The 23,519-nt window shown below is 64.5% G+C and carries 19 protein-coding genes and 6 tRNA genes; 1 reads left to right on the top strand and 24 read right to left on the bottom strand.

What is annotated here, in order from left to right; all coding sequences use genetic code 11:
• Nucleotides 1-10: 10 nt before the first annotated feature.
• Genes ACN20X_RS02385 through ACN20X_RS02375 form a run of 3 tightly spaced genes read right to left on the bottom strand, consistent with a single transcriptional unit; the run spans nucleotide 11 to nucleotide 2,122 of the window.
• Nucleotides 11-463 carry a CopD family copper resistance protein gene (locus ACN20X_RS02385; RefSeq protein ID WP_016453547.1) on the bottom strand — a complete coding sequence of 151 codons (453 nt, stop codon included), beginning with the start codon at nucleotides 461-463 and terminating at the stop codon, nucleotides 11-13.
• Nucleotides 460-912, bottom strand: coding sequence for an RrF2 family transcriptional regulator (locus ACN20X_RS02380; protein ID WP_016453548.1), 453 nt, complete (start codon nucleotides 910-912; stop codon nucleotides 460-462). The genes ACN20X_RS02385 and ACN20X_RS02380 overlap by 4 nt, the downstream gene beginning before the upstream one ends.
• 13 nt (nucleotides 913-925) lie before the next feature.
• Nucleotides 926-2,122 carry an NnrS family protein gene (locus ACN20X_RS02375; RefSeq protein ID WP_473210256.1) on the bottom strand — a complete coding sequence of 399 codons (1,197 nt, stop codon included), beginning with the start codon at nucleotides 2,120-2,122 and terminating at the stop codon, nucleotides 926-928.
• Nucleotides 2,123-2,241: 119 nt separating this feature from the next.
• Between ACN20X_RS02375 and ACN20X_RS02370 the strand changes: the two genes are divergently transcribed.
• The gene (locus tag ACN20X_RS02370) at nucleotides 2,242-2,571 is read left to right on the top strand and encodes a cupin domain-containing protein (protein ID WP_012202449.1); all 330 of its coding nucleotides are present in this window, start codon (nucleotides 2,242-2,244) and stop codon (nucleotides 2,569-2,571) included.
• 103 nt (nucleotides 2,572-2,674) lie between these two features.
• Here the strand turns inward: ACN20X_RS02370 and ACN20X_RS02365 are convergent.
• The 21 genes from ACN20X_RS02365 to ACN20X_RS02265 form a co-directional block, all read right to left on the bottom strand.
• Nucleotides 2,675-2,750: transfer RNA gene (locus ACN20X_RS02365), tRNA-Phe, on the bottom strand.
• A gap of 66 nt (nucleotides 2,751-2,816) precedes the next feature.
• Nucleotides 2,817-3,491, bottom strand: coding sequence for a response regulator (locus tag ACN20X_RS02360; RefSeq protein WP_016450397.1), 675 nt, complete (start codon nucleotides 3,489-3,491; stop codon nucleotides 2,817-2,819).
• Nucleotides 3,492-3,533: 42 nt separating this feature from the next.
• Entirely contained in the window at nucleotides 3,534-5,876 is a 2,343-nt protein-coding gene (locus ACN20X_RS02355) for a sensor histidine kinase (protein WP_473210255.1), read from the bottom strand.
• Nucleotides 5,873-6,556, bottom strand: a complete 684-nt coding sequence (locus tag ACN20X_RS02350; protein WP_016450395.1) for a DUF4390 domain-containing protein — start codon at nucleotides 6,554-6,556, stop codon at nucleotides 5,873-5,875. The genes ACN20X_RS02355 and ACN20X_RS02350 overlap by 4 nt, the downstream gene beginning before the upstream one ends.
• Nucleotides 6,501-7,898: a 16S rRNA (cytosine(967)-C(5))-methyltransferase RsmB gene (gene rsmB, locus ACN20X_RS02345; protein ID WP_043792219.1), complete on the bottom strand. Its 1,398-nt coding sequence runs from the start codon at nucleotides 7,896-7,898 to the stop codon at nucleotides 6,501-6,503. The genes ACN20X_RS02350 and rsmB overlap by 56 nt, the downstream gene beginning before the upstream one ends.
• Nucleotides 7,895-8,524, bottom strand: a complete 630-nt coding sequence (locus ACN20X_RS02340; RefSeq protein ID WP_016453552.1) for a LemA family protein — start codon at nucleotides 8,522-8,524, stop codon at nucleotides 7,895-7,897. The genes rsmB and ACN20X_RS02340 overlap by 4 nt, the downstream gene beginning before the upstream one ends.
• Nucleotides 8,525-8,779: 255 nt before the next feature.
• Nucleotides 8,780-13,009 carry a DNA-directed RNA polymerase subunit beta' gene (rpoC, locus tag ACN20X_RS02335; RefSeq protein WP_016450392.1) on the bottom strand — a complete coding sequence of 1,410 codons (4,230 nt, stop codon included), beginning with the start codon at nucleotides 13,007-13,009 and terminating at the stop codon, nucleotides 8,780-8,782.
• A gap of 23 nt (nucleotides 13,010-13,032) precedes the next feature.
• The gene (rpoB, locus tag ACN20X_RS02330) at nucleotides 13,033-17,145 is read right to left on the bottom strand and encodes a DNA-directed RNA polymerase subunit beta (protein ID WP_016453553.1); all 4,113 of its coding nucleotides are present in this window, start codon (nucleotides 17,143-17,145) and stop codon (nucleotides 13,033-13,035) included.
• Between the two features lie 277 nt (nucleotides 17,146-17,422).
• Nucleotides 17,423-17,800, bottom strand: coding sequence for a 50S ribosomal protein L7/L12 (rplL, locus tag ACN20X_RS02325; RefSeq protein ID WP_012202441.1), 378 nt, complete (start codon nucleotides 17,798-17,800; stop codon nucleotides 17,423-17,425).
• A 37-nt stretch (nucleotides 17,801-17,837) separates the two neighbouring features.
• On the bottom strand, nucleotides 17,838-18,365 hold the full coding sequence (rplJ, locus tag ACN20X_RS02320) for a 50S ribosomal protein L10 (protein WP_016450390.1): 528 nt from the start codon (nucleotides 18,363-18,365) through the stop codon (nucleotides 17,838-17,840).
• A gap of 226 nt (nucleotides 18,366-18,591) precedes the next feature.
• Nucleotides 18,592-19,287 (bottom strand): 50S ribosomal protein L1, encoded by a 696-nt coding sequence (rplA, locus tag ACN20X_RS02315; protein ID WP_016450389.1) that lies wholly within the window; start codon nucleotides 19,285-19,287, stop codon nucleotides 18,592-18,594.
• A complete protein-coding gene (gene rplK / locus ACN20X_RS02310; protein ID WP_012202438.1) occupies nucleotides 19,288-19,719 on the bottom strand; it encodes a 50S ribosomal protein L11 in 432 nt (143 codons plus the stop codon).
• A gap of 140 nt (nucleotides 19,720-19,859) precedes the next feature.
• Nucleotides 19,860-20,444: a transcription termination/antitermination protein NusG gene (gene nusG, locus ACN20X_RS02305; protein WP_016450388.1), complete on the bottom strand. Its 585-nt coding sequence runs from the start codon at nucleotides 20,442-20,444 to the stop codon at nucleotides 19,860-19,862.
• Complete coding sequence (gene secE / locus ACN20X_RS02300; RefSeq protein ID WP_012202436.1) at nucleotides 20,444-20,827, bottom strand: preprotein translocase subunit SecE; 384 nt, start codon at nucleotides 20,825-20,827, stop codon at nucleotides 20,444-20,446. Before secE ends, nusG begins: the two co-directional genes overlap by 1 nt.
• A gap of 86 nt (nucleotides 20,828-20,913) precedes the next feature.
• Nucleotides 20,914-20,989 (bottom strand) — tRNA-Trp (locus ACN20X_RS02295).
• Between the two features lie 9 nt (nucleotides 20,990-20,998).
• Nucleotides 20,999-22,189, bottom strand: coding sequence for an elongation factor Tu (tuf, locus tag ACN20X_RS02290; RefSeq protein WP_016448514.1), 1,191 nt, complete (start codon nucleotides 22,187-22,189; stop codon nucleotides 20,999-21,001).
• Between the two features lie 78 nt (nucleotides 22,190-22,267).
• Nucleotides 22,268-22,342 (bottom strand) — tRNA-Thr (locus ACN20X_RS02285).
• A 43-nt stretch (nucleotides 22,343-22,385) separates the two neighbouring features.
• Nucleotides 22,386-22,459: transfer RNA gene (locus ACN20X_RS02280), tRNA-Gly, on the bottom strand.
• A gap of 55 nt (nucleotides 22,460-22,514) precedes the next feature.
• Nucleotides 22,515-22,600, bottom strand: a tRNA-Tyr gene (locus ACN20X_RS02275).
• A 90-nt stretch (nucleotides 22,601-22,690) separates the two neighbouring features.
• Nucleotides 22,691-22,766: transfer RNA gene (locus ACN20X_RS02270), tRNA-Arg, on the bottom strand.
• Between the two features lie 82 nt (nucleotides 22,767-22,848).
• A complete protein-coding gene (locus ACN20X_RS02265; RefSeq protein ID WP_193584789.1) occupies nucleotides 22,849-23,487 on the bottom strand; it encodes a TetR family transcriptional regulator in 639 nt (212 codons plus the stop codon).
• Nucleotides 23,488-23,519: the final 32 nt, after the last annotated feature.

The raw sequence follows: 23,519 nt of genomic DNA, 5'->3' as shown, positions 1-23,519 counted from the left end.
CGCGGGTCCATTACCAATGCAGGTAGAACATGGCCTTGGCCAGCAGCACGATGGCCAGCACGTGGCAGAACACGCTCAGGTGCAGGCGGTGCGAGCGGCGCCCGCCCAGCACACCGCGCCGGCGCCACCACATGGCTGCCAGGAAATGTCCGAACACGCTGAGCGCCAGCCCGATCTTGAGCGCCAGCAGCAGGCCGAAGCTGCTGGCCAGCGGAGCGGCAAAGGCTGCAGCCAGTGCCGCGCGATGCTGCCAGCCCAGACCCAGCCCCGCGCCGTACAGCACCAGCAGCACCCAGGGCATGACGGCCACCGCTCGGTCGCCCAGCGCCTGCTCGGTGGCGCGCGCCACGATGGCGGGCAGGTGGCGGCGCGCCCCGGCCAGCAGCACCACTTCAAAGAACACCGTACCCGCGAAGGCGATGGCAGCCAGCAGGTGCAGGGTCAGCAGCAGGCCGTAGCTCATGCGCGCCTCCTGTGCGGCAGGGGCAGGGGCAGCGGCAGGGATGCGGGAGCCGGCAGCAGATCGGCCAGCGTGAAGCCGTCCAGATGGGCCAGGAAGCTGTCCAGCGCCCCGCCCAGCACGCCGGCCAGCCGGCAGTCCTGCGCAAGCGTGCAGGCAGGTGGGCTGGTGCCCGTGAAGCATTCGACGATGGCAAGGTCCGGCTCCATGCCGCGCACCACGTCGCCCAGGCCGATGTCGGCCGGCGCATGGGCCAGGCGCATGCCGCCGCCCTTGCCGCGCACGGTCACGATCCAGCCGCGCAGCGCCAGCTGGTGCGTGACCTTCATGAGATGGGCTTCGGAGATGGCATGGGCCTGGGCGATCTCGGCAATCGTGCACAGCCGTCCGGGGTGGCGCGCCACATGCATGAGCAGGCGCAGCGCGTAGTCGGTCATCAGAGTCAGGCGCATGGCAGGCCTGCGATCATGCCTGCCGGTCGGCACGCGGGCGCACCAGCAGCGGGGCGAAACGCCACAGGTACAGCGCAAAGGCCCATACCCAGGCAGCGGCCGAGGCATGCAGCGCCGCCAGCGACAGCGCCGTGGGCAGCAGGGCCGCCAGGCGCAGCACGGCAGCGGCAATGACCAGGGCATAGGCGGCGACCATGCTGCGGTCGGTGCGCAGCGGCAGGCCCAAGTGGCCCATCGACGTCCGTGTGCACATGCCGATGATGAGCAGGGCAAAGCTGCCCGCACCGATCACATGCACGGGCCAGGCGGGGCGCAGCACCCATCCGGCCGCATGCGCGCCGGCCACCAGCAGGCCCGCACCCAGCGCCGCGTGGCCCAGGTAGAGAATCCACAGCAGCGGCACGCGGCGCACGGCCTGGGGCTTCCAGGCCAGCACCTGCCACAGGGCGATCACGCCCGCCACGGCCAGGCCGGCGGCCAGGCCCGGCCACCAGCCCGCCAGCAGGCAGGCGATGGCCACCACGCCCGCACCCAGTTGCCACTGGCCGCTGGCCGTGTGCATGGGGATCTGCAGGCCGGACACGGCGCGCATGGCGAAGAAGGGGATCACGCGCCGCGCGATCAGCAGCGCAATCACGGCCATGCACAGCAGGCCTGCGTTGAAGCGCTGCATCAGCGCGCCGTAGTCGCCCTGCCAGATGGACCACAGGTACAGCGCATCGGCCGCGCCCAGGCCGGCCAGCAGCAGGGGCAGACCGTAGTTGCGCCGGCTGCGCGCGGCATGGATGGCGCGGCCCAGCGCCAGCGCGGCCCAGGCGAAGAAGGCGGTCTCGCACAGCGCAGCCACGGCAAAGGCCTGCGGCCCGGGCAGCAGAAAGCCCGCACGGGCGGTCAGCCACAGCAGGCACAGCGCGCCCAGCGCCCGGCCCTGCAGCGGGTTGCGTCCCGTCCAGTTGCTGCCCGCCGTGAACAGAAAGCCTACGGCGATGGTGGCCACGAAGGCCCACAGCATCTCGTGCGCATGCCAGAACACGCCGGGCATGCGCCCCGCGATCCACTGCGGAGCATGGACCCACAGCGCCACCGACAGCGCGGCCCAGAGGCAGCCCAGCAGGTACAGCGGCCGAAATCCCAATTCGAGGAATGCCGTCCATTGCGGCGCCGGCTCCCGGGTTCTCAGGGGTTCCTCCAGCTCCATCCATTGCGCCATGATGTGCACTCCTTCCGGCCCGCTGCGCCTGCATAAGATGCATCCAGCGTACATCTTCAAGTGCACCGGCGAGGCGGCGGCGCAACCACCTTCTGACCCATATCAAGCAGGAGCCAAGCATGGCACTCGAACACGCAAAGCCACTGGAGGTCATCGCCCTGCACGCCCGCGACGGCATGCCCATCAGCACCAGCCTGATCCGAACGCCGAAGCTGCAGCTGCTGCGCCTGGTGCTACCGCCCGGCCATGCCCTGCCCAGCCATCAGGTCCCCGGCGAGGCCACCATCCACTGCCTGGCGGGCGAGGCCGGCATTGCCACGCGCCTGGCCAGCCTGCGGCTGGTGGCCGGCTCGGTGGTTCTGGTGCCTGCCGGCGAGCTGCACGATGTGCACGCGCGCGGCGACCAGGGCTGCGTGCTGCTGGTGACGATTGCGGGCGCGAACGACTGAAGGCGGCCGCAGCCGCCGCACAGGCAGGATCACGCATTGCCTGAGGCACAAAGAAAAACGGACTGCTTCTTGCGAAGCAGTCCGTAATCTTTTTCACTGTATCTGGTGGCCTGGGACGGAATCGAACCGCCGACACAAGGATTTTCAATCCTCTGCTCTACCGACTGAGCTACCGGGCCGAGAACTAGATTATATGCAGGATTTTTTGACCCAAAAACGAAAAAGCCAAAATTCCTTCAAAAAGTCTATCCGCGCTTGTTGCGGCCCAGGTCCACGCCCAGCTGGCGCAGCTTGCGGTACAGGTGGGTGCGCTCCAGGCCGGTCTTCTCGGCCACGCGGGTCATGGAGCCGCCTTCGCGCGCCAGGTGGAACTCGAAGTAGGCCTTCTCGAAACCGTCGCGCGCCTCGCGCAGGGGGCGGTCCAGATCGAAACCCTGGTGTGCATGCGGCACGTTGTTGTCCACCGGCACACGGCTGGCCGCAGGCGTGACGACGGCTGCGATGTCGGCGGGCTCGGCCACTGCGGCAGGCGCTGCAGCCGGCGCCTGGCTGGCGGCATTGCGCGCCAGGCCCTGCTCCACCGCCTTGAGCAGCTTCTGCATGGTGATGGGCTTTTCCAGGAAGGACAGCGCACCGATGCGCGTGGCCTCCACCGCCGTCTCGATGGTGGCGTGGCCGCTCATCATGATGACCGGCATGGTCAGCTGGCCCGCCGAGGCCCATTCCTTGAGCAGCGATACGCCATCGGTGTCGGGCATCCAGATGTCGAGCAGCACGAGGTCGTAGGTGTTGGAGGCGCGCGCCGTGCGCGCCTGGCCGGCGTTCTCGGCCACGTCCACACTATGACCTTCGTCGTTGAGGATTTCCGACAACAAATCCCGGATCCCCAGTTCGTCGTCGACCACCAGTATGTTTGCCATGTGTCTTAAGCCTATGTGCTGAGGCGCGGGGGGGCGTCAGGCCTATCCTGTACGCTCAGGCGCAAATGATAGCGACACTTGCGCACCTTGAATCACCCCGCCGTCGTCCCTGTTGCCCAGGTCGATGCGGGCGCCATGCTCGTCTGCGATTTTCTTGACCACGGCCAGGCCCAGTCCGGTGCCCCGCACCTTGGTCGTGACATAGGGCTCGAAGGCCCGTTGAAGGATGTTGGCCGCGAAGCCCGTGCCGCTGTCGCTGATGCTCAGGCGCACGCGGCGCGTGGACTCGTTCCAGCGCGTCTCTATGGTCACGGGGCCGGGGGGCTGGCCGCTTTCCTGCGCACGCTGGGCCGTGGCGTCCTGGGCATTCTGCAAAAGATTGTGAATGACCTGGCGCAGCTGCTGGCCATCGCCTGAAATCGGCGGGCATTGCGGGTCCAGCACACACTCCACGCGCACTTCGGCGTTCTCTTCACCGTACAGCTGCAGCACGTCGGTCACCAGCGCGTTGAGGTCCAGCGACTGCAGATTGGCGGCAGGCAGGCGCGCGTAGTCGCGGAATTCATCGACCAGGCGCTTCATGGCGCCGACCTGATCGACGATGGTCTTGACGGACTTGGCCAGCAGCGCCTGGTCAGCCAGCTGCAGCTTGTCGGTCAGCCGCATGGCCATGCGCTCGGCCGACAGCTGGATGGGCGTGAGCGGGTTCTTGATCTCATGGGCCACGCGGCGCGCGACCTCGCCCCAGGCCTGGGCGCGCTGGGCCGAGACGATCTCGGAGATGTCGTCGAAGACCAGCAGCCGCTGCGCATCGGGCAGTTCCGCACCGCGCATGACCAGGGTGGTGGTGTGCTGGATGACGCCGCCATCGGTGGAGGCATGCAGCTCATGCACCAGTTGCCAGCGATCGCGCCCCTGCTCGCCCAGGAAGAGCGCGAACTGCTCCTGCACGACTTCGCCGAACTGCTCCAGCCCCGGCACCTGGGACAGCGCCCGTCCTTCATGGACGGCCATGGGCGCGCGCAGTATGCGCGTGGCCCCGGGATTGCTCAGGACGATGGCGCCCCGCGCGTCCAGCACGATGACGCCCGATGTGAGGTTGTCGAGGATGGTCTGCAGGTTGCCGCGTGCGGCATCGAGCTGGCCCATGCTGCGGTTGGCTTCGGCACGGGCGTCGGCCAGTTGCTGGGTCATGAGCGCGAAGGAGCGCGTGAGCCCGCCGATCTCGTCGCGCGTCTGCAGCGCCGGCTTGGGCCGCAGATCGCCGCGCGCCACGTCGCGCATGCCCTGGGCCAGCAGCAGCAGCGGCCTGGCCAGCTGGTTGCCCAGCACGATGGCCAGCACCACGGCGCCGAAGACCGCCAGGAACAGGCTGAGCGTGAGCGTGCCTATGTACATGCGCTGCAGGCCGCCGCGTGCCAGCGCGCGTTCCTGGTATTCACGGTTGGCGGCCTGCACGGCAAGGGCGTTGGTCACCAGCGCCTGCGGCAGCGCAATGGTGGCCTGCAAATAACGCGGCTCGGTCAGCAGTCCCACGCTGGGGTTGGGAACCACGGCCAGCGTGCGGACCTGGGCATTCGGCGCTGTGGCACCCGGCTGGGCCGTGCCGTCGTCGTCCAGTCCTTCGATGCTGGCCACGGCGCGCTGCTCGCGCAGCGAGCGCAGCATTTGCGCGCTGGGGCGTTCGGGCTGCAGGTTGAAGCGCGACTGGCCTGCGCTGGCGATGGCGCGCAGGCCCGGGAACTCGCCGCTGCGCGTGGTCTGCGTGGGCCCCATGACGGCAAGCTCCGACGCACTCCAGAGCACGACATCGGTGGCACCCAGCTGGTCGCGCACGCGCTCCAGGATCAGCGCGGCGCCCGCATCGGAGACCTGGGACAGCTGGGCGCCTGCAGTGCGCGTGTTGTTGGCCATGTCGTTGGCCACGGTCTCCAGCGTGGAACTGGCCAGGCTCACGCCTGCCGACAGCGCACCCTCGACCTGCACGTCGAACCAGCTCTCGATGGAGCGCGAGACGAACTGGTAGGAAACGATGTAGATCAGCAGGCCCGGCACCAGTCCCACCAGCGTGAAGATGCCGGCCAGCTTGAGCAGCAGGCGGCTGCCGAAGCGCCCCCGCTGCAGGCGTATGGCCAGGCGGATGCCGCCCCAGACCAGGATGGCCAGCAGCAGGCCGGCCACGACCACGTTGGCGGCGAACAGCCAGTTGTAGTTGCGCTCGTAGTCCAGCCGGTTGTTGGTGGCCAGGGTCAGCAGGAACAGCAGCAGCACGCCGACCAGCCCCATGAGACCGGCGCCCACGCCCACGGCCCAGCGCGTGCCGCGCGACAGGCCGGCCGAAGCCGGCAGGGCCATGCGTTCGTCGGCGTCGGTGTCCCGGTTCATGGCGCGTCTTCCAGCATCTGGGCGCGCGACAGCTGCAGGTTCCAGCCCGAGCGGCCCAGCGCACCGATCTGCAACGGCCTTGGCAGCTGGGACAGGTCGATGCGAAAGCGCAGCTGCACCGAGACACCCGACTGCGTGGGTGCCGTGTCCATGATTTTCCAGCGCGAGATGCGCCGCATGGAGGACAGCGCATCTTCCAGGGTCTCGAAGGTCTGGCCCAGGGCCAGCCCCAGCCCGGCGCTGGAGAAGGGGGTATTGGAGATGTGCAGGCGCCAGCGGCGTGTCAGCGGCTGGTGGCTGAGGCGGTAGTGGCGGCTGGCGGTGGCCAGTTGCTGATCGGACCAGTACCAGCGCTCACGCTGGACCTGGGCCTCGGCCACGAAGTACATGGGAATGCCCTGGCGCAGCGCGTCGTCGATCTGGTAGGGCAACTCGAACTGGAGATTGGCGGACAGCAGCAGACCATCGTCGGAGCGCTCGAGCTGCATGGATCCGATCTCGGCGGTCAGCGCATCGGCCCTGGCCTGCAGGCCCAGGCCGGCCAGCACGGCGGCCAGCACAAGTGCCCCGGCCAGCCGCGCCAGCAGGCGCAGCCAGGCTGGCGACCTGGTCCGGGGACGGGGGTCAGCGCGTCTTTTGCAGCAAGGCGTAGAAGAAGCCGTCGTGGTCACCCAAAGCATTGTCAGCCAGCATGCCGGCTTTGTAGTCCTTGCCCGGGATTAAATGCCCCGGCGCCGGCAGTGTTCGCGCCTCACTGTTGCGTGCAACAAACGCTTGAACCTGTGCCTCGCCCTCTTGCCTGAAGACCGAGCAGGTGCAGTACAGCAGGCGCCCGCCAGGCTGCAGCAGGGGCCACAGGGTGTCGAGCAGCCGGGACTGGATCTGGGCCAGTTGGTGCACATCGCTTTCGCGGCGCAGCCAGCGCACGTCGGGCTGGCGCCGCACGATGCCCGAGGCCGTGCAGGGCGCGTCCAGCAAGATGGCGTCGAACAGCTGGCCACCGCATTGCGCCTCGAACCACTGCGCAGGCTGGGACGCATCGGCCACGACCACTTGCGCCTGCAACTGCAGCCTTCCCAGCGTGTCCTCGATGCGCGCGGCGCGCTCGGCGTCTATCTCCAGCGCCGTGACCTGCAGGGTCTGCGGCGCTGCGTATTCCAGCAGGTGGGCCGTCTTGCCACCGGGGGCGGCGCAGGCATCAAGTACCCGCAACGCTCGGCCGGCGGGCTGCTCCAGCCCTTGCAGCAGCAGCGGTGCGGCCAGTTGCGCCGCCGCATCCTGCACGGAGGCCAGGCCCTGATCGAAGCCCGGCAGGGATTGCACGGGCAAGGCCTGCTGCAGTTGCAGGCCGCTGTCGGCCACGGCAAGCGATGGCACGTCCATGGCCTGCAGCGCCGCCTGGTACTGCGCGCGGTCTGCCCTTTGGCGATTGACGCGCAGCGTCATCGGAGGCTGCTCGTTGTTGGCCTGCAGGATGGCCTGCCAGTGATCGGGATGGTCCTTGCGCAGGCGGGCAATCCACCAGGCGGGATGGTTCCAGACCGCCTGCGGCTGGGCTTCGGTGGCGGCGACCAGGGCATCGCGCTCGCGCAGAAAGCGGCGCAGGCAGGCGTTGACAAAGCCGGACTGCGCGCGAGTCGGCCCTTGCTTGGCTGCTTCCACGGCCTGGTTGACCAGGGTGAACGGCGGGTATGGCGCGCGAGATTCATCCCAGGCCAAGGCCAGGGCGGTGTTCAGCAATGCGCTGACGCGCGGCGGCGGGTTGCGCGAGGCCAACTGCTTTTGCAGCGCCTGGGCACGGCCCAGCTGGCGCAGCACCTGGAACAGCAGGGCCTGCACGCCGGGACGCAGCGGCTGCGGCACACGCGCCAGCACGCTGCGGCTGGACTGGCCTTCGAGCACGGCCTGCAGGCATTGGGCGACGGCGTCGAGCTGCTGCCAAAGAGGAGGTGCGGCCGGTACGGCATGCGCCTGCGAGGGCGCCGCAGCGCGGCGCGGGGAAGAATGCGTGCGTTGGTTCATGTTCCACTTTCCTGCACCTTGCCGGGCGCAGGTTCGACCAGCAGGCTGCGCACCGGGCGAAAGCCCAGCAGCCAGGCCAGCAACCTGGCCGGATATTGCGCGATGGCGGCGTTGTAGCGCTCGGCCGCGGCGTTGAATTGCTGCAGTCCCAGGCGGTTGCGCACCTGGTGCTCGGTCCAGCGCTGCTGCCAGGGCTGCAGCGGATCGGGGTCCGGCGACGGGGCATCTGATGGCGCAGTGCCAGTGCCAGCGGCGCCGGCGCCGGTGTCAACGGCGACCTTGGTCATGGCCTGCCAGGCCACCTCCAGCGCCGAGCAGGCATGCTCCAGCGAGGCCAGCGCGCTCTCGCGCAGCGGCCGGCCACGGGCATCGACCAGCGCAGCCTGCAACTGCGCGGCGGTCTGGTGCAGCGCGGCCTGGGCATGCACAAGGGCGGGGCTTTGGCCTTCGCCCTTGGGCTGTGCCTCGAAGGCCTGCAGCATGGCATGCCACTGGCCCAGGTATGCATCGAGCGTACCGAACTGCTGCACGCAGCCGCTGCGCAGCCGGGCCAGCCGGTTGTATGCGCCGACGGCCCAGAACACCAGCAGTGCCAGCAGCATCCATTCAAGAGACAAGGACCACATCGTCTGCAATGGCCCGGCCGGAAGCTGGTCCGGCCGAACTCTGGTTATTCCCAAAGAAAAACGCTCCCGCCTGCGCAGGGCAGGCCGGGAGCGTCACATCATCAAGCACTTGCGCCATGCACTGCTCTAGGAGACAGCATGTCCCAACAAGAGGGACGCCGAGCAAGGGCCGCCCCCGCAGCGAGGGCGTCGTCCCCCTCCCGCGTAGCGAGAGAGGGGGAAGCGGCACAGCCGCTCAGGGGGTGACACCGCCTATCAGTCAGCGGAAGCGTCACCGGCGACGGCAGCCACGCCAGCGTCGTCGTCAGCCATCACACCGGCCAGTTCGGCCGCTTCGGCGTCGGCGATGGCGCGGCGCTCTGCGTCGTCCATGGCGTCCTTGGCCTTGCGCGCCTGGTGGTATGCCAGACCCGTACCAGCGGGGATCAGGCGACCCACGATGACGTTTTCCTTCAGGCCACGCAGCTCGTCGCGCTTGCCCATGATGGCAGCCTCGGTGAGCACGCGGGTCGTTTCCTGGAACGACGCGGCAGAGATGAAGGAGTCGGTCGACAGCGATGCCTTGGTAATACCCAGCAGCACGTTGGAGTACGTGGCAGGGATCTTGCCTTCGCGCTGCAGCGCCTCGTTGGTATTGAGGATCTCCGAACGCTCGACCTGCTCGCCAGCGATGTAGGTCGAGTCGCCGGTGTTCTCGACCACGACGCGGCGCAGCATCTGGCGAACGATCACCTCGATGTGCTTGTCGTTGATCTTCACACCCTGCAGGCGGTAGACGTCCTGCACTTCATCGACGATGTATCGCGACAGCTCCTCGATGCCCAGCAGGCGCAGGATGTCCTGCGGATCGGCCGGGCCGTCGACGATGGACTCACCCTTGTTGACCACCTGGCCTTCGTGCACCAGGATGTTCTTTTCCTTGGGCACGAGTTCTTCCCAGACCTTGCCATCCAGATCGGTGATCTGCATGCGCACCTTGCCCTTGGTTTCCTTGCCGAAGGAAATGGTGCCGGTCATCTCGGCCAGCGTGCCCTTGTCCTTGGGCGTGCGGGCTTCGAACAGCTCGGCCACGCGGGGCAGACCGCCGGTAATGTCGCGGGTCTTCTGGCCTTCGACAGGGATACGGGCCAGCACTTCGCCGGGGCCCACGTCCTGGCCGTCACGCACCTGGATCAGCGCGCCGACCTGGAAGCCGATCGTCACCGAGTGGTCGGTGCCGGGGATCTTGACTTCCTGGTTGTTGGCATCGATCAGCTTGACCTGGGGACGCACGACCTTGGCAGAGCCACGGCGCTTGGGATCGATCACCACCAGCGTGGACAGGCCGGTCACTTCATCGACCTGCTTGGCCACGGTCAGGCCCTCTTCCACATTCTCGAAGCGCACCTGGCCGGCGTACTCGGTAATGATGGGTCGGGTCAGCGGATCCCAGTTGGCCAGGATCAGACCGGCCTTGACCTGCTGGTCGGGCCTGACGGTCAGCACGGCACCGTAGGGCACCTTGTGGCGCTCACGCTCGCGGCCGTTGTCGCTGATGACGATTTCGCCCGAACGCGAAATCACGACCAGCTCACCCTTGGTGTTGCTGACGTAGCGCATCGTGCTGTTGAAGCTGATGGAGCCGTTGGACTTGGCTTCCACGCTCGAGGCGATGGCAGCGCGCGAAGCGGCACCACCGATGTGGAAGGTACGCATGGTCAGCTGCGTGCCGGGCTCGCCGATGGACTGGGCGGCGATCACACCCACGGCTTCGCCGAGGTTGATCAGGCCGCCGCGGCCCAGGTCGCGGCCGTAGCACTTGGCGCACAGGCCGTAGCGGGTCTCGCAGGTCAGCGCGGTGCGGACCTTGATCTCGTCCACGCCTTGCGATTCCAGCTCGTCGATCACGTCTTCGTTGAGCAGCGTGCCTGCGGGCAGCAGCACGGCCAGCGTCTCGGGATGCACGACGTCCTCGGCCGTGGTACGGCCCAGCACGCGGTCGCGCAGCGATTCGATGACTTCACCGCCTTCGACGATGGCGCGCATCAGTGCGCCATTGCTCGTGCCGCAATCGTCCTCGTTGACCACCAGATCCTGCGTCACGTCCACCAGACGACGCGTCAGGTAGCCGGAGTTGGCCGTCTTCAACGCCGTGTCGGCCAGACCCTTTCGGGCGCCGTGGGTGGAGATGAAGTACTGCAGAACGTTCAGGCCTTCACGGAAGTTCGCCGTAATGGGCGTCTCGATGATGGAGCCGTCAGGCTTGGCCATCAGGCCACGCATGCCGGCCAGCTGGCGGATCTGCGCGGCCGAGCCGCGGGCGCCGGAGTCGGCCATCATGTAGATGGCGTTGAACGATTCCTGCTCGACTTCGTTGCCGTGGCGGTCGATGACCTTTTCCTTGGCCAGCTGGGCCATCATGACCTTGGAGACTTCGTCGCCGGCCTTGCCCCAGATGTCCACCACCTTGTTGTAGCGCTCGCCAGCGGTCACGAGACCGGAGACGTACTGCTGTTCGATCTCCTTCACCTCGGCTTCGGCACGACCGATGATCTCGGCCTTTTGCGGCGGCACCAGCATGTCGCCGATGGCGATCGAGATGCCGGCGTGCGTGGACAGGCGGAAGCCGTTTTGCAGCAGCTTGTCGGCAAACACCACCGTGGCCTTCAGACCGCACTTGCGGAACGAGGCATTGATGAGCTTGGAGATCTCCTTCTTCTTGAGCGCCTTGTTCATGTGGCTGAACGGCAGGCCCTTGGGAAGGATCTCGGACATCAGGGCGCGGCCCACGGTGGTTTCCACCAGGCTGGTCGAAGGCTCGAACTCGCCGGAGTCCTTGTTCTTCGTCCACTCGGTCAGGCGAACGCTGATCTTGGCGGCCAGCTCGACCTGCTCGGCGTCCAGCGCGCGCTGCACTTCGCCGATGTCGGCGAAGACCATGCCCTCGCCCTTGCCGTTGATGCGCTCGCGCGTCGCGTGGTACAGACCCAGCACCACGTCCTGCGAAGGAACGATGGAGGGCTCGCCCGATGCGGGGAACAGCACGTTGTTGGAGGCCAGCATCAGCGTGCGGGCTTCCATCTGTGCTTCCACCGACAGCGGAACGTGGACGGCCATCTGGTCACCGTCGAAGTCGGCGTTGAAGGCCGCGCAGACGAGCGGGTGCAGCTGGATGGCCTTGCCTTCGATCAGGATGGGCTCGAAGGCCTGGATGCCCAGGCGGTGCAGCGTGGGAGCACGGTTCAGCATGACCGGGTGCTCCTTGATGACCTCTTCGAGGATGTCCCACACCACGGGCGTGCCGGATTCCACTTCCTTCTTCGCCGCCTTGATGGTGGTGGCGATGCCGCGCTGCTCGAGCTGCGCGAAGATGAAGGGCTTGAACAGTTCCAGCGCCATCAGCTTGGGCAGACCGCACTGGTGCAGCTTGAGGTACGGACCCACCGTGATCACGGAACGGCCCGAGTAGTCCACGCGCTTGCCCAGCAAGTTCTGGCGGAAACGGCCGCTCTTGCCCTTGATCATGTCGGCCAGCGACTTCAGGGCACGCTTGTTGGCGCCCGTCATGGCCTTGCCACGGCGGCCGTTGTCCAGCAGCGAGTCCACTGCTTCCTGCAGCATGCGCTTTTCGTTGCGCGCGATGATTTCCGGAGCCTTCAGCTCCAGCAGGCGGCGCAGACGCGAGTTGCGGTTGATGACGCGGCGATACAGGTCGTTCAGGTCGGACGTCGCGAAGCGGCCGCCGTCCAGCGGCACCAGCGGACGCAGGTCCGGGGGCAGCACGGGCAGCACTTCCATGACCATCCAGCCCGGCTTGATGCCGGACTTCTTGAACGCTTCCAGCAGCTTCAGGCGCTTGGCGTTCTTCTTGACCTTGACTTCGGAGCCGGTCAGGTCGCCGCGCAGGCGCTCGGTCTCGACGTCGATGTCGATGCCTTCGAGCAGGTCCTTGATGCCTTCGGCGCCCATCTTGGCTTCGAACTCGTCACCGTACTCGGTGCGCTTGGCCTCGTAGTCGTCCTCGGTCATGATGCTGAACTTCTTCAGCGGGGTCATGCCGGGGTCGGTCACCACGTAGGCTTCGAAGTACAGCACGCGCTCGATGTCGCGCAGCGTCATGTCGAGCACCAGGCCCAGACGCGACGGCAGCGACTTCAGGAACCAGATGTGGGCGCAGGGCGCAGCCAGGTCGATGTGGCCCATGCGCTCGCGGCGCACCTTGGTCTGGGTCACTTCGACGCCGCACTTCTCGCAGATCACGCCGCGGTGCTTGAGGCGCTTGTACTTGCCGCACAGGCACTCGTAGTCCTTGATGGGGCCAAAGATCTTGGCGCAGAACAGACCATCGCGCTCGGGCTTGAACGTGCGGTAGTTGATGGTCTCGGGCTTCTTCACCTCGCCGAAGGACCAGGAACGGATCTTCTCGGGAGAAGCCAGACCGATCTTGATGGCATCGAAATGCTCATCGGGCGTGAATTGCTTGAACAGGTCGAGTAGAGATTTCATAAGACTCTTTCCCTTTTCAATATTTAAGAACGCTCAAGCTCGATGTCGAGGCCCAGGGAGCGGATTTCCTTGACCAGCACGTTGAACGACTCGGGCATGCCTGCCTCGATGGCGTGCTCGCCCTTGACGATGGATTCGTACACCTTGGTACGGCCCACCACGTCGTCGGACTTCACGGTCAGCATTTCCTGCAGCACATAGGCGGCGCCGTAGGCTTCCAGCGCCCACACTTCCATTTCCCCGAAACGCTGGCCGCCGAACTGGGCCTTGCCGCCCAGGGGCTGCTGCGTCACCAGAGAGTACGGACCCGTGGAGCGGGCGTGCATCTTGTCGTCGACCAAGTGGTGCAGCTTCAGGTAGTGCATGTAGCCGATGGTGGTCGGACGCTCGAAGCGGTCACCGGTGCGGCCGTCATACAGGTAGGCCTGCGTGCGGCTTTCGGTCAGGCCCTTGCGCTCCTTCAGCTCTTCCGGATATGCCAGATGCAGCATGTCCTGGATTTCCTGCTCGGAAGCGCCGTCGAACACCGGCGTGGCAAACGGCACGCCCGTGGTCAGCGCCTGCGCCATGGACACGATCTCGTTGTCATCGAGCTGGGCCAGGTCTTCCTTGCGGCCGCGCGAGTTGTAGATCTCTTCCATGAAGGCACGGATTTCGGCGGCACGGGCTTCCTGCTGCAGCATGTCGCCGATGCGCTGGCCCAGGCCCTTGCCGGCCCAGCCCAGATGCACTTCCAGCACCTGGCCGATGTTCATGCGCGAAGGCACGCCCAGCGGGTTCAGCACGATGTCGGCAGTGGAGCCGTCGGCCATGTAGGGCATGTCCTCGACCGGAACGATCTTGGAGACCACGCCCTTGTTGCCGTGGCGGCCGGCCATCTTGTCGCCGGGCTGCAGGCGGCGCTTGACGGCCAAGTAGACCTTGACCATCTTGAGCACGCCAGCGGGCAGCTCGTCGCCCTGGGTGAGCTTCTTGCGCTTTTCTTCGAAAGCCAGGTCGAAGCTGTGGCGCGTCTGCTCCAGCGAGTTCTTGATGGACTCGAGCTGGGTGGCGACCTCGTCCTCTGCAGGACGGATGTCGAACCAGTGGAACTTCTCCACGCCGTCCAGGTAGGCCTTGTCGATCTTGGCGCCCTTGCCCAGCTTTTGCGGGCCGCCGTTGGCCACGCGGCCATTGAGCAGCTTCTCGATACGGTCGAAGGCGTCGGCCTCGACGATGCGCAGCTGGTCGTTCAGGTCCAGGCGGTAGCGCTTGAGTTCATCGTCGATGATCTGCTGGGCACGCTTGTCGCGCTGGATGCCTTCACGGGTGAAGACCTGCACGTCGATCACGGTGCCTTGCGAGCCCTGGTCCACGCGCAGCGAGGTGTCCTTCACGTCGGAAGCCTTCTCGCCGAAGATGGCGCGCAGCAGCTTCTCTTCAGGCGTCAGCGTGGTCTCGCCCTTGGGCGTGACCTTGCCGACCAGCACATCGCCGGGCTGCACTTCCGCACCCACGTAGATGATGCCGGACTCGTCCAGGCGGTTGAGCTGCTGCTCGGACAGGTTCGGGATGTCGCGCGTGATTTCCTCGGCACCGAGCTTGGTGTCGCGGGCCATCACCACGAGTTCTTCGATATGGATCGAGGTGTAGCGGTCTTCGGCCACCACGCGCTCGTTGATCAGGATCGAATCCTCGAAGTTGTAGCCGTTCCAGGGCATGAAGGCGATCAGCATGTTCTGACCGATGGCGATTTCGCCCAGGTCGGTCGATGCGCCGTCGGCCACCACGTCACCCTTGGCCAGCTTGTCGCCACGCTTGACGATGGGACGCTGGTGGATGTTGGTGTTCTGGTTGGAACGCTGGTACTTGATGAGGTTGTAGATGTCCACGCCGACTTCGCCGGCCACGGCTTCCGCATCGTTCACGCGGACCACGATGCGCGTTGCATCGACATAGTCCACGATACCGCCGCGGGTTGCCGTCACCACGGTGCCGGAGTCCACTGCCGCCACGCGCTCGATGCCCGTGCCCACCATGGGCTTTTCGGGACGCAGCACAGGCACGGCCTGACGCGACATGTTGGCGCCCATCAATGCGCGGTTCGCGTCATCGTGCTCCAGGAACGGAATCAGCGAGGCAGCCACCGACACGATCTGTGCGGGCGACACGTCCATGTACTGAACGCGCTCGGCCGACACCAGGGTCGAATCACCCTTTTCGCGCGCCGACACCAGGTCGCCGATCAGGCGGCCTTCGGCATCCAGCTCGGCATTGGCCTGGGCGATGATGTACTTGCCTTCCTCGATGGCCGACAGGTAATCGATCTCCATCGTGACCTTGCCGTCGGCCACGCGACGGTAAGGCGTCTCGATGAAGCCGTACTCGTTCAGGCGGGCGTACAGGGCCAGCGAATTGATCAGGCCGATGTTCGGGCCTTCAGGCGTTTCGATAGGGCAGACGCGGCCGTAGTGGGTCACGTGCACGTCGCGCACTTCGAAGCCTGCGCGCTCGCGCGTCAGACCGCCCGGGCCCAGGGCCGAGACGCGACGCTTGTGCGTGATTTCGGCCAGAGGATTGGTCTGGTCCATGAACTGCGACAGCTGCGACGCACCGAAGAATTCCTTCAGGGCGGCCGAAATCGGCTTGCTGTTGATCAGGTCATGGGGCATCAGCGGCTCTTGCTCGGCCTGACCCAGACGCTCCTTCACGGCCTTCTCGATACGTGCCAGGCCCGTGCGGTACTGGTTCTCGGCCAGTTCGCCCACGCAACGCACGCGGCGGTTGCCCAGGTGGTCGATGTCATCGACCTCGCCCTTGCCGTTGCGCAGATCCACCAGGATCTTGACCACGGCCAGGATGTCCTCGTTGGACAGCACCATGGGGCCGGTGGCGCCATCGCGGCCGACCTTGGCGTTGAACTTCATCCGGCCCACGCGCGAAAGATCGTAGGTGTCGGGGTTGTAGAACAGGCGCTGGAACAGGGCCTGCACGGCGTCCTCGGTCGGCGGCTCGCCGGGGCGCATCATGCGGTAGATGGCCACGCGCGCAGCGAACTCATCGACGGTTTCGTCGGTGCGCAGGGTCTGCGAAATGTAGGCGCCCTGGTCCAGCTCGTTCGTGTAGATGCACTGCAGATCCTGGATGCCGGCGCTGCGCAGCTTCTTGAGCAGGGACTCGGTCAACTCTTCGTTGGCCTTGGCGATGATCTCGCCAGTGTCCGGATCAACGATGTTCTTGGCGACCACGCGGCCGATCAGGAAATCTTCGGGGACGCTGATGAACTTGGTGCCCGACTGCTCCAGCTCACGCGTGTGGCGAGCAGTGACGCGCTTGTCCTTGGCGACCACGACCTTGCCCGACTTGTCGGTGATGTCGAAGCGCGCGACCTCGCCGCGCAGGCGCTCGGGGACGAACTCCATCTGCGCGCCCGAATCCATGAGGCGGAAGTTGTCGTTGACGAAGAAATTGGCCAGGATCGATTCCGGCGTCAGGCCGATGGCCTTCAGCAGAATGGACACGGGCATCTTGCGACGACGGTCGACGCGGAAGAACAGCAGGTCCTTGGGGTCGAACTCGAAGTCCAGCCACGAACCGCGGTAAGGAATGATGCGTGCCGAGAACAGCAGCTTGCCCGAGCTGTGGGTCTTGCCCTTGTCGTGTTCGAAGAACACGCCAGGCGAGCGGTGCAGCTGCGAGACGATGACGCGCTCGGTGCCGTTGATGATGAACGAGCCCTTGTCGGTCATCAGGGGCACTTCGCCCATGTAGACCTCTTGCTCCTTGACTTCCTTGACCACCTTGGACTGCGAGGTCGAAGACTCACGGTCATAGATGATCAGCTGAACCTTGGCGCGCACGGCAGAGGCGAAGGTCAGACCACGGGTCTGGCACTCGCGCACATCGAAAGCAGGCTTGGCGAGGTTGTACTCGACGAACTTCATCTCCACAAAACCGTTGTGGGAGACGATGGGGAAGGCAGAGTTGAAGGCCGCTTGCAGGCCTTCGATGGTGCGTTTTTTGGGGGCTACATCTGCCTGCAAGAATGCGGTATATGCATCTTTTTGCATCTGCAGCAGGTAAGGCACTTCGAGCACGCTGTCGCGGCTCCCGAAGCTTTTGCGGATTCGCTTGCGTTCGGTGTAAGAATAGGCCATGAGATCTCCGGGCAAAGACATGAGTCCTGGGTCTGCGACGACTGCCCCACATGGAAAGCTCCCTGCGGGCTTGGCGGTTGGCCACTACCAACCATGGCTGACGGCGATGCGTTGCACATCGCCCGAACCAAGGCATCTTCTGCTGTCGGGTTGTCAGAAGACACTAGAAAACAGGCTGCTCCAGACCGCTTTCTAGTGTGCTCTATGGATACGCTCTCCACAAGCGCCAAAGGCTGGAGGCCCTTTTTCGGAGCCTCCAGCCCTTGAGGGGACTGAATTACTTCAGTTCAGCCTTGGCACCGGCTTCCACCAGCTTCTTCACAGCGGCTTCAGCGTCAGCCTTGGCAACGCCTTCCTTGACGTTCTTGGGAGCGCCGTCGACCAGGTCCTTGGCTTCCTTCAGACCCAGGCCGGTGATTTCACGCACGGCCTTGATGACGGAAACCTTGTTCGCGCCGGCTTCGGTCAGCACAACGTTGAACTCGGTCTTTTCTTCTGCAGCAGCAGCGCCGCCAGCAGCGCCACCAGCAGCGGGAGCGGCCATGGCGGCAGCGCTCACGCCGAACTTCTCTTCAATGGCCTTCACCAGGTCATTGAGTTCCAGGACCGTCATGCCGTCGAGCGCGGTCAGAAATGCGTCTTTATCGAATGCCATTTTGATTTCCTAACAATATTGGTTAACTGCCGCGCGCTCAGGCTGCGACTGCTTCGGCTGCCGGTTCTTCGGCAGAGCCTTCGCTCTTCTTTGCCGCCAGGGCGCCCAGCACAACGGCCGTACGCGAGATAGGCGACATCAGCAAGCCACACAGTTGTGCCAGCAGAACTTCCTTCGAGGGGATGTTCGCCAGTTGCTTCACACCGTTCACGTCCAGGGCCTTGCCTGCAAACGCACCACCGCGGATCACCAGCTTGTCGTTGGTTTTCGCGAAGTCGGCCACCACCTTGGCGGCAGCCACTGCGTCTTCAGAGAAGCCATAGATCAGAGGGCCGGTCATCTGGTCGGCGACAACGTCGAACTGGCTGCCAGCCACAGCACGGCGGGCCAGCGTGTTCTTCAACACGCTCAGGCTCACACCCTTGCTGCGGGCGTCAACGCGCAGTTTGGTCATGTCGGCGACCGTGATGCCGCGGTATTCCGCGATCACAAGCGTTTGAGCTTTTGCGGCGAGGCTGGTCACTTCATTGATGACCGCTTCTTTCTCACTGCGATTAAGACTCAAGGTCTACTCCTTCAAATGCACACTCGGGGCAGGCCCCTCATGCGCGCTCTTGTTGCAGCGACCAACTGTTTTGGAAATGCATCCATCTGCAGCGGGATCGCCATCTGCGTTGGCCCCTGAGGTTTAAGTGCCGCAAGGCACACCAACGGTCTTGGATGACCCGGCGCATCGCTGCGCCGGCCCACCACTGAGGCAGCCCGCAAGCCGCCTCAAGATTTCTTGGCTATCAGGCCGAGATGGTTTGCGTGTCGACGCGAACGCCCACACCCATGGTCGACGAAACAGCCACCTTGCGCAGGTACAGGCCCTTGCTCGAGGCGGGCTTGGACTTGTTCAGGGCGTCGATCAGCGCAGCCAGGTTGCCTTGCAGCTTCTCGTTGTCGAACGAGCGGCGGCCGATGGTGGCGTGGATGATGCCGGCCTTGTCGACGCGGTATTGCACCTGACCAGCCTTGGCGTTCTTCACGGCCGTGGCCACATCGGGAGTCACCGTACCCACCTTGGGGTTGGGCATCAGGCCGCGCGGGCCCAGGATCTGACCCAGCGTACCGACGACGCGCATGGCGTCGGGGGCAGCGATGACCACGTCGAAGGGCATGTCGCCAGCCTTCACGCGGGCAGCCAGGTCGTCCATGCCGACCACATCGGCGCCAGCAGCCTTGGCTTCTTCAGCCTTGGCGCCTTGGGCGAACACGGCCACGCGGGCGGTCTTGCCAGTGCCGTGGGGCAGCACGACGGCGCCACGAACCACTTGGTCAGACTTCTTGGCGTCCACGCCCAGTTGCACGGCCACGTCGATGGATTCATCGAACTTGGCGGTGGCGGCTTCCTTCACCAGCGCCACGGCGTCGGCGAAAGCGTACAGCTTGGTGGACTCCACCTTGCCCTGGAGAGCCTTTTGCTTCTTGGTCAACTTGGCCATTTACACGCCCTCCACAATCACGCCCATCGAACGGGCCGAACCAGCCAGCGTACGCACGGCGGCGTCGACGTCAGCAGCGTTCATGTCCTTCAGCTTGGTGTTGGCGATCTCTTCCAGCTGAGCGCGGGTGATCTTGCCGACCTTGTTCTTCAGGGGGTTGGAGGAGCCCTTGTCCAGCTTGATGGCCTTCTTGATCAGCACAGTCGCCGGAGGCGTCTTGATGATGAAGGTGAAGCTCTTGTCGGCAAAGGCCGTGATGACCACGGGCAGGGGCAGGCCGGGCTCGACACCTTGGGTCTGGGCGTTGAACGCCTTGCAGAATTCCATGATGTTGAGGCCGCGCTGACCCAGCGCAGGACCGATCGGAGGAGAGGGATTGGCCTTACCAGCTGGCACTTGCAGCTTGATGAAGCCGACGATTTTTTTCGCCATTGAATGCTCCTTGCGGGTATAGCGCCGCCGGCCCAACCAACAATAGTTGCAGCCGGCAGCTCCCCGGGGGTTAAAAGACTCTTGCTGACACGCCCTGCACCGAGCCTAAAAATGCAGAGCCAGAGATTGTAAGCGGTAACTCAGGTTTTTTCAACCTGGGCAAATTCAAGCTCGACCGGCGTGGAGCGACCGAAGATCATCACCGAGACGCGCAGGCGGCTCTTTTCGTAGTTGACCTCTTCGACCGAGCCATTGAAGTCCGTGAAGGGGCCTTCCTTGACACGCACCAGTTCGCCGGGCATGAATTCGATCTTGTGGCGCGGCTTGTCCGTGCCTTCCTGCATCTGGCTGACGATCTTGCGCACTTCCTCTTCGGAGATCGGTGCGGGGCGGTTCTTGGCACCACCCACGAAACCAGTCACCTTGCTGGTGTGCTTGACCAGGTGCCAGGTGTCGTCGTCCATGACCATCTCGACGAACACGTAGCCAGGGAACAGGCGGCGTTCGGTGGTACGGCGCTGGCCGTTCTTCATCTCCACCACTTCCTCGGTGGGAACCAGGATGCGGCCGAACTTGGACTGCATGTCCGAACGCGCGATGCGCTCGATGATGTTGCGCTCCACGGCCTTTTCCATGCCGGAGTAGGCATGGACGATGTACCAGCGCAGATCCGGATTGGCAGGCGTTGCCCCTCCGTCGTTCACACCTGTTTCGACAGCATCCATTACTTCCTCCAGCCCAAAATCAGGTCATACAGGACCCACTCCAGCGTCTTGTCCGTGAACCACAGGAACAAGGCCATGATGACCACAAAGCCGAAGACGTACAAGGTCATCTGCATGGTCTCCTTGCGCGTCGGCCAGACGACCTTCTTGACTTCGCGCCAGGCATCCTGCGCAAAGCTGACGAAACGCTTTCCGGGCTCGGAAACAAGGAACGTGCCAGCAGCCGCAGCCAGACCGACCAGCAGCACCAGCCACTGAACGATGGGACCTTGCTTGCTCAGCAGATAGAAACCTGCGATCGCAGCAACAACTAAAGCCGCGACTGCGGCAAGCTTGGCTTTGTCAGCTCCGGAGCTGACCGTTTCAACCTGAGTAGTGGCCATAATCCATTTCTAATGCGCATTTTTTGCGCAACGCCAAGACACCGAAGCCCGCTTTGGGGCGGGCTCGTTGCGATTCCACCATCAGGTGGCAGGGGCAGTAGGAATCGAACCTACAACCTTCGGTTTTGGAGACCGACGCTCTGCCAATTGAGCTATACCCCTACGAATCAATTAGGCAATGATCTTGGCAACCACGCCAGCGCCCACGGTACGGCCGCCTTCGCGGATAGCGAAGCGCAGACCTTCTTCCATGGCGATGGGGGCGATCAGCTTGACGGTGATCGACACGTTATCGCCAGGCATCACCATTTCCTTGTCGGCGGGCAGCTCGATGGAGCCGGTCACGTCGGTCGTGCGGAAATAGAACTGGGGACGGTAGTTGTTGAAGAACGGAGTGTGGCGACCACCTTCGTCCTTGGACAGCACGTACACCTCAGCCGTGAAGTGGGTGTGGGGCTTGATGGAGCCGGGCTTGCACAGCACTTGGCCGCGTTCCACGTCTTCACGCTTGGTGCCGCGCAGCAGCAGGCCCACGTTGTCGCCAGCCTGGCCTTGGTCCAGCAGCTTGCGGAACATTTCCACGCCGGTGACGATGGTCTTCTGGGTGTCGCGGATACCGACGATTTCGATTTCTTCGCCGACCTTGATGATGCCGCGCTCAACGCGACCGGTCACCACGGTGCCACGGCCGGAGATCGAGAACACGTCTTCCACGGGCATTGCGAAGGCACCGTCCACAGCGCGCTCGGGCGTGGGGATGTAGGTGTCCAGGGCTTCAGCCAGACGCAGGATGGCGGGCTCGCCCTTGTCGCTTGCGTCACCTTCCAGGGCCAGCTTGGCCGAGCCGCGGATGATGGGGGTGTCGTCGCCGGGGAAGTCGTACTTGGCCAGCAGCTCGCGCACTTCCATTTCGACCAGCTCCAGCAGCTCTTCGTCGTCCACCATGTCGCACTTGTTCAGGAACACGATGATGTAGGGCACGCCCACCTGACGAGCCAGCAGGATGTGCTCGCGGGTCTGGGGCATCGGGCCGTCAGCGGCCGAGCACACCAGGATAGCGCCGTCCATCTGAGCAGCGCCGGTGATCATGTTCTTGACGTAGTCGGCGTGGCCGGGGCAGTCAACGTGAGCGTAGTGGCGGTTGGCCGTTTCGTACTCGACGTGGGCGGTGTTGATCGTGATGCCGCGGGCCTTTTCTTCAGGTGCTGCGTCGATCTGGTCGTAAGCCTTGGCTTCGCCGCCGAACTTCTTGGACAGAACGGTGGCGATGGCAGCCGTCAGGGTCGTCTTGCCGTGGTCCACGTGACCGATGGTGCCCACGTTGACGTGGGGCTTGGTACGCTCGAATTTTTCTTTAGCCATTTTTCCGACTCCGAAAAAAATCTAAATCACTACAACAGGATTTGGCGCAACCCCATCTAGCGAGCGCACCAGAGAGAATGGTGCCCATGGGCAGGATCGAACTGCCGACCTCTCCCTTACCAAGGGAGTGCTCTACCACTGAGCCACATGGGCCTTGAAGCCGCCGAAGCAACCTCAAAAAACTTTGCTTGCAAACTGGAGCGGGAGACGGGAATCGAACCCGCGTCATTAGCTTGGAAGGCTAGGGTTCTACCATTGAACTACTCCCGCACAGATTGACTGCACGCTGCCACCTTTTCAGATGACTTCTCTTCTTCACCATTACTGGTGGAGGGGACTGGATTCGAACCAGTGTAGGCGTAAGCCAACAGATTTACAGTCTGCCCCCTTTAGCCACTCGGGCACCCCTCCGAAGAGATTTGAATTCTAGCACCGTTTTTTTCGTCTGAAAAAATTCAGTGCATTTTTTTCTCAGGCCACCGGGGCGATCCAAGAAAAATGTGGCGCGGCTGGCGGGGATCGAACCCACGACCCTTGGCTTCGGAGGCCAATACTCTATCCACTGAGCTACAGCCGCTCAAGGCATCGCTGCCCTGCACAAGCCGATGATTGTCGCATGACTTTGCACTACCGCGTACAAGCCCCGCGGCCCCGCCCGCTCATTGGGCAGGAGCCTCCGAAACCGTGAAGCCCAGCCCGCGCAGGCAGACATCCACCGCCTGGGCACCCACATGCTTGAGATCGAAAGCCCGTCCCAGCAGCCAGCTCTGCAGCAGCCCGTCAAACATGGCGCACAGTGCGATCGATGCCTGGTGCGCCGACATGGGCATGGTGACCGCATGGCTTTCGGCGGCGGCACACAGCGCCAGCTCCAGCCGGGACGAAAAGGAGTCCAGTGCCGCGCGATTGCGCTCCTGCACCGGCATGAGCTCGCCCACGTACTCCACCTTGAGCAACAGGATCTCGAAGACGCGCCGCGTGCTGTCGTCATCCGCAATGCGCCCGAAGACCACCGCCATCAGGCGCCGCACATATTCCAGCGCATCGCATTCGGAGTCATCTTCGCAGTCGCCCTGAGCGGCCTGCTCCAGCGGGAGCGTGACGCGATCCAGCATGGCATAGAAGAGATCCAGCTTGTCCTTGAAATGCCAGTAGACCGCACCGCGCGTGGCGCCGGCTCGCTGGGCAATCTCGTTGAGCGAGGCCCGGGCGACACCCTGCTCGTAGAACACTTGCTCCGCAGCGTCCAGCAGACTGTTGCGCGTTGCAAACGCATCTTCTTTCGTTCGTCGTGCCAAGATGTATTTCCTTCCATCGTTGAGCCCGGCCA

It is taken from the genome of Delftia sp. PX-1 (genome assembly GCF_055797465.1).
This window is presented reverse-complemented; position numbering and strand designations above follow the sequence as displayed.

Coding starts and splice junctions, on each gene's coding strand:
- ACN20X_RS02385 (WP_016453547.1), bottom strand. CDS start 463: ATGAGCTACGGCCTGCTGCTGACCCTGCACCTGCTGGCTGCCATCGCC.
- ACN20X_RS02380 (WP_016453548.1), bottom strand. CDS start 912: ATGCGCCTGACTCTGATGACCGACTACGCGCTGCGCCTGCTCATGCAT.
- ACN20X_RS02375 (WP_473210256.1), bottom strand. CDS start 2,122: ATGGCGCAATGGATGGAGCTGGAGGAACCCCTGAGAACCCGGGAGCCG.
- ACN20X_RS02370 (WP_012202449.1), top strand. CDS start 2,242: ATGGCACTCGAACACGCAAAGCCACTGGAGGTCATCGCCCTGCACGCC.
- ACN20X_RS02360 (WP_016450397.1), bottom strand. CDS start 3,491: ATGGCAAACATACTGGTGGTCGACGACGAACTGGGGATCCGGGATTTG.
- ACN20X_RS02355 (WP_473210255.1), bottom strand. CDS start 5,876: ATGAACCGGGACACCGACGCCGACGAACGCATGGCCCTGCCGGCTTCG.
- ACN20X_RS02350 (WP_016450395.1), bottom strand. CDS start 6,556: ATGCTTTGGGTGACCACGACGGCTTCTTCTACGCCTTGCTGCAAAAGA.
- rsmB (WP_043792219.1), bottom strand. CDS start 7,898: ATGAACCAACGCACGCATTCTTCCCCGCGCCGCGCTGCGGCGCCCTCG.
- ACN20X_RS02340 (WP_016453552.1), bottom strand. CDS start 8,524: ATGTGGTCCTTGTCTCTTGAATGGATGCTGCTGGCACTGCTGGTGTTC.
- rpoC (WP_016450392.1), bottom strand. CDS start 13,009: ATGAAATCTCTACTCGACCTGTTCAAGCAATTCACGCCCGATGAGCAT.
- rpoB (WP_016453553.1), bottom strand. CDS start 17,145: ATGGCCTATTCTTACACCGAACGCAAGCGAATCCGCAAAAGCTTCGGG.
- rplL (WP_012202441.1), bottom strand. CDS start 17,800: ATGGCATTCGATAAAGACGCATTTCTGACCGCGCTCGACGGCATGACG.
- rplA (WP_016450389.1), bottom strand. CDS start 19,287: ATGGCCAAGTTGACCAAGAAGCAAAAGGCTCTCCAGGGCAAGGTGGAG.
- rplK (WP_012202438.1), bottom strand. CDS start 19,719: ATGGCGAAAAAAATCGTCGGCTTCATCAAGCTGCAAGTGCCAGCTGGT.
- nusG (WP_016450388.1), bottom strand. CDS start 20,444: ATGGATGCTGTCGAAACAGGTGTGAACGACGGAGGGGCAACGCCTGCC.
- secE (WP_012202436.1), bottom strand. CDS start 20,827: ATGGCCACTACTCAGGTTGAAACGGTCAGCTCCGGAGCTGACAAAGCC.
- tuf (WP_016448514.1), bottom strand. CDS start 22,189: ATGGCTAAAGAAAAATTCGAGCGTACCAAGCCCCACGTCAACGTGGGC.